The sequence below is a fragment of the Streptomyces odonnellii genome, from assembly GCF_000981895.1.
Lineage (GTDB): Bacteria > Actinomycetota > Actinomycetes > Streptomycetales > Streptomycetaceae > Streptomyces > Streptomyces odonnellii.
In genome coordinates this window covers 1-4,692 of the sequence record NZ_LATD01000391.1, presented here as the reverse complement: position 1 = coordinate 4,692, position 4,692 = coordinate 1, and the positions used below count along the sequence as shown (strand labels likewise).

Annotated in this window: 3 protein-coding genes; 2 read left to right on the top strand and 1 reads right to left on the bottom strand. The window is 71.3% G+C overall.

Annotation, left to right across the window (positions count from 1 at the left end; genetic code table 11):
- Together WH07_RS30800 and WH07_RS30795 are read left to right on the top strand one after the other, a co-directional pair.
- The coding region (locus tag WH07_RS30800) for a pyridoxal phosphate-dependent decarboxylase family protein (protein WP_046507282.1) at positions 1 to 1,012 on the top strand (1,012 nt) is incomplete at its 5' end.
- On the top strand, positions 1,009 to 2,481 hold the full coding sequence (locus WH07_RS30795; RefSeq protein ID WP_079023697.1) for a lysine N(6)-hydroxylase/L-ornithine N(5)-oxygenase family protein: 1,473 nt from the start codon (positions 1,009 to 1,011) through the stop codon (positions 2,479 to 2,481). The genes WH07_RS30800 and WH07_RS30795, both read left to right, overlap by 4 nt.
- A gap of 202 nt (positions 2,482 to 2,683) precedes the next feature.
- On the opposite strand, the gene WH07_RS30790 is transcribed toward WH07_RS30795, so the two are convergent.
- Positions 2,684 to 4,261 carry a S8 family peptidase gene (locus WH07_RS30790; RefSeq protein WP_046507279.1) on the bottom strand — a complete coding sequence of 526 codons (1,578 nt, stop codon included), beginning with the start codon at positions 4,259 to 4,261 and terminating at the stop codon, positions 2,684 to 2,686.
- Between the last annotated feature and the right edge of the window lie 431 nt (positions 4,262 to 4,692).

Sequence of the window (4,692 nt, the reverse complement as noted above, 5' to 3'; positions counted from 1 at the left end):
CGCCCCAACCCCCCGCATCCTCGCCTCCGCCTCCGCCCACTTCTCCGTCCAGCGCGCCGCCGCCCTCCTCGGGCTCGGTGAGGACGCCGTCCTGCCCGTACCCGTCGACCATCACCTCCGTATGGACCCCGCCGCCCTCGACGCCGCCCTCGACGCCTGCGCGCACCGCGGCGAGCTGCCCATCGCCGTCGTCGCCACCGCCGGTACCACCGACACCGGCGCCATCGACCCCCTCCGCGCCTGCGCCGCGCTCGCCGCCCGGCATGGCGCGTGGCTGCATGTGGACGCGGCGTACGGCGGCGGCGCCCTGCTCTCCGACCGGCTCGCGCCGCTCCTCGACGGCCTCGGCCTCGCCGACTCCGTCTCGCTCGACTGGCACAAGCTCGGCTGGCAGCCGGCCGCCGCCGGTGTGTTCCTGGTACGGAAGGCCGAGACGTACGCCTCGGTCGCCCGCCGCGCCGCCTACCTCAACCCTGCCGACGACGAGGAGGCCGGCTACCCCAGCCTGCTCGGCCTCTCCCTCCGTACGACCCGCCGCGCCGACGCGTTCAAGATCGCGGTCACCCTGCGGACGCTCGGCCGCGAGGGCCTCGGCCGGCTGGTCGACGCCTGTCACGATCTGGCGCTGGCCGGGGCCAGGGCCGTACGGGACCACCCCCGGCTCGACCTGTACGCCGAACCCGTCCTGACGGCCTTCCTGTTCCGTTACCTGCCCACCGGCCCCGGCCTGGACCCGGGCCCGGGCACCGGCCCCGGCCCGGACCCCGATCCGTCCCGCTCCGACGAGATCAACGCCGCCCTCCGCCGACGGCTCCTGCGCGAGGGCCGCGCCGTCGTCGGGCGTACGGAACTGCCCGGGACCGGCCCCGGACGCGTACGCCTCAAGCTCACCCTGCTCAACCCGCACACCACCCCCGCCGAGGTGGAACGGCTTCTGCACATGGTGGTGGCTGCGGGCCGCGCCGAAGAGGATGCAGCCACGGTGAACGATCCCCAGGGAGACAAAAGATGACGACCAGTCAGCAGCGTCCGCACGCCACCGAGCACGCCACCCAGCAGACGCCCGAGCGCACCACCGAGCACCAGCGCCACGAATCCGCCCCGTACTCCACCCCACACTCCGCCCCGTACGACCTGATCGGCATCGGCACAGGCCCCTTCAACCTCTCCCTCGCCGCGCTCTCCGACGCCGCCCCCGACCTCCGTACCCTCTTCCTCGACGCCAAGCCCGCCTTCTCCTGGCATCCCGGCCTGCTCATGGAGGGCACGGTCCTCCAAGTACCCTTCCTCGCCGACCTGGTGACGATGGCGGACCCGACGAGCCGCTGGTCGTATCTGAACTATCTGCGCGAGCACGACCGGATGTTCCCGTTCTTCTTCTCGGAGCGCTTTCACATACCGCGCCGCGAGTACGACCACTACTGCCGCTGGGTCGCGGGGCATCTGCCCTCGTGCCGCTTCGACGCGCGGGTGACGGAGCTGGAGTGGGAGGAGGACGGGGGGGTTTTCGCGGTCACCTACCGCTCGACGGCAGGCACGGATACGGGTACGGATAAGGGCACAGACGCCGGTACGGTCTTCCGCGTCCGGGCCCGGCAGGTCGTCCTCGGCGTAGGCACGCTCCCGGTCGTCCCCGAGCCCCTGCGCCCGCTGCTCACCCCCGGTGAACCGGAGCGCCGCGTCCTCCACAGCGCCGACTACCGCGCCCACCGCGACCACCTCGCCACCCTCCCCGACGTCACCGTCGTCGGAGCGGGCCAGTCCGGCGCCGAGGTCGCGCTCGATCTGCTGCGCCGCCAGGACGGGGACGGTGAGGGCGGCCCGTACGTACGCTGGCTCGCCCGCACCCCCGCCTTCGCGCCCATGGAGTACTCCAAGATCGGCCTGGAGCACTTCACCCCCGACTACATCCGCTACTTCCGCGCGCTGCCGGAGACGCGGCGCGACCGCCTCGTACGCGAACAGTGGCAGCTCTACAAGGGCATCAGCGAGGAGACGCTGGCCGAGATCCACGACGAACTGTACGAACGGACCATCGGCGGTACGGAACCGCGCGCGGCCCTGCACCCCGGCGTCTCGGTCGAGTCGGCTCAAGGCTCCGCCGACGACGGTTACGTACTGACGTGCCGCCACACCGAGCAGGACGAGGTGTTCGAGATCCGTACGTCGGCGATCGTCTCGGCGACGGGCTACGCGGCGGCCCGCCCGGACTTCCTCGATCCCCTGGCGAAGCTGATCGACTGGGACGAAAAGGGCCGCTACCGCATCGACGCCGACTACCGCGTGGCCCTGGACCCCCGGGTGACAGGCGCGTTGTACGTCCAGAACGCCGAACTCCACACGCACGGCGTCGGCGCCCCGGACCTCACGCTGGGTGCCTGGCGAGCGGCCACGATCCTGAACGCGGCGGCGGGCAGACGGGTGTTGAGACTGCCGGAGCGGGCGGCCTGGACGACATTCGGGTCGCCGGCCAGACCTTAGGTCCTGTCCGATCCGACCGGACACGCCCCAGGGCGCGACCGGTCGCCCACGCACACGAGGTGCCACGCACACGAGGTGCTCGACGACGCAGTCCCGCACGTCGTCGAGCACCTCGCACTTCGTACGTTTCACGGATCACGGATCACGGACAGACCAGTACTGGAACCCGACCGGACCGGTGCCGGCCGTGCCCGTCGCGGCACTAGAACTGGAGCGCCCACGAGTCGATGTACCCCGTGTCCGCCGACGCGTTGTCCGACACCCGCAGCTTCCACGTTCCGTTCGCCACCTCCGAGGAGGCGTTCACCGAGTACGTGGTGTTGATGTTGTCCGCGCTGCCGCCGGTGCCGAACGCCTTGAGCGTGTAGGCCGAGCCGTCGGGGGCGATGAGCTGGACCTGAAGGTCACCGATGTACGTGTGCACGATGTTCACCGACACGCTCAGCGAGGCCGGGGCGTTGCCCGCGACGCCGCTGACGGTGACCGGCGACTCGACCGTGGCGTTGTCGCTGATCGTGTAGTTGGCGGTGTTCTCGAACTTCGCGCCGGGCGGGGTGACCGTACCGCCGGGCACATTGAGCAGCCGGTTCGGCGAACCGGTGCCCGGGTTGGTGACGACGCCCGTGCTGGCCAGCGAGACCAGGCCCGAGGAGACCTGGGCCGGTGTGGCCGACGGGTTGGAGGCCAGGTACAGCGCGGCGGCACCCGCCACGTGCGGGGTCGCCATCGACGTACCCGAAATGGTGTTGGTGGCCGAGTCGCTGGTGTTCCACGTCGACGTGATCGACGAACCCGGGGCGAAGATGTCCAGCGCCGTGCCGGTGTTGGAGAAGCTGGAGCGCGCGTCGGTGGAGGTCGTGGAGCCGACCGTGATGGCCTCGGCGACCCGGGCCGGCGAGTAGTTGGAGGCGTTCAGGCCGTCGTTGCCGGCGGCGACCGCGAAGGTCACGCCGGACGCGATGGCGTTGCGGACGGCCGCGTCGAGCGTGCTGTCCGCGCCGCCGCCGAGCGACATGTTGGCGACGGCCGGCTTGACGGCGTTCCGCGCCACCCAGTCGATGCCCGCGACGACGCCCGCCGTGGTGCCGGAGCCGGCGTTGTCGAGGACGCGTACGGCGACGATCCTCGCCTTCTTGGCGACACCGTACGCGGTGCCCGCGACGGTACCGGCGACATGCGTGCCGTGGCCGTTGCCGTCCTGCGCGACGTTGTCGTTGTCGACGGCGTCGTAGCCGTTCGAGGCGCGTCCGCCGAAGTCGCTGTGCGAGATCCGGACGCCGGTGTCGATGATGTACGCCGTGACGCCCTGGCCCGCCGAGTCGGGGTAGGTGTACCGGCTGTCGAGCGGAAGGTTCTTCTGGTCGATGCGGTCCAGGCCCCACGACGGCGGGTTGGTCTGGGTCGCTTCGGTGTGGAACGTCCGGTTCTGGACGACGGAGGTGACGGCCGGGTCGGCGGCGAGCTTCTTCGCCTGCGCCTCGGAGAGGGTCACCGCGTAGCCGTTGAGGGCCTTGGTGTAGGTCCGCTCGATGGTGGCGCCGTACTCCTTGGCCACCGCCTTGCCGGACGCCGAACCGGCCTTCGCGGCGGAGCCGTTGAGGGTGACGATGTAGCTGTTGGCTATCGAGCCGGCGGCGCCGGCGTACTGGATCCGGCCCTCCTGCTGGGGCGCCGCGCTCGCGGGGAGCGCGGAGACGGTGCCGAGTACGAGGGCTGCGGCGGCTGCCGTACCGATTCCGGCGAGGCCGAGTCTTCGCCGGGCCTGACGCATTGCTGCCATGTGAGGGTCCTCCTCAAGAGGCGGTGCGCTGATGGGTGGGGTGGGGCGGTGGAGCGGTGGAGCGCTGAAGTGGGTTGGCGTGGGCATGTCAAGCAGAAAGCGGCATTCGGCCGGACAGGTCCAGGGTGGGATGCCAACTCGGTGTGTCAGCCGAAAGATTGATGGCTGCGCGGGAATTGCACAAGGGGACGCGCGTAGACGTGACACGGCCGCCATACGGTGGTCACGATGCGGATCGCGGCGAAACGCCGCCAAATGCCGCATGTTCGGCGCCGGTTCGACGCGGCGGCCGCGCTGGGCGGCCCGCGCCGGGGGACCTTGCCGGGCGGCCCGGGTCGGGGGCTCCCGTGAGGGGGCCTGTGTCGGGGGGCCTGCGTCGGAGGTTTCCCTGGGGGCTCGCGTCGGGAGGCTTGCGCCGGGGCTCGCGATGA

Bases quoted from the DNA above. Each gene is read 5' to 3' on its own strand.
- WH07_RS30795 (WP_079023697.1), top strand. From the start codon at position 1,009: ATGACGACCAGTCAGCAGCGTCCGCACGCCACCGAGCACGCCACCCAG.
- WH07_RS30790 (WP_046507279.1), bottom strand. From the start codon at position 4,261: ATGGCAGCAATGCGTCAGGCCCGGCGAAGACTCGGCCTCGCCGGAATC.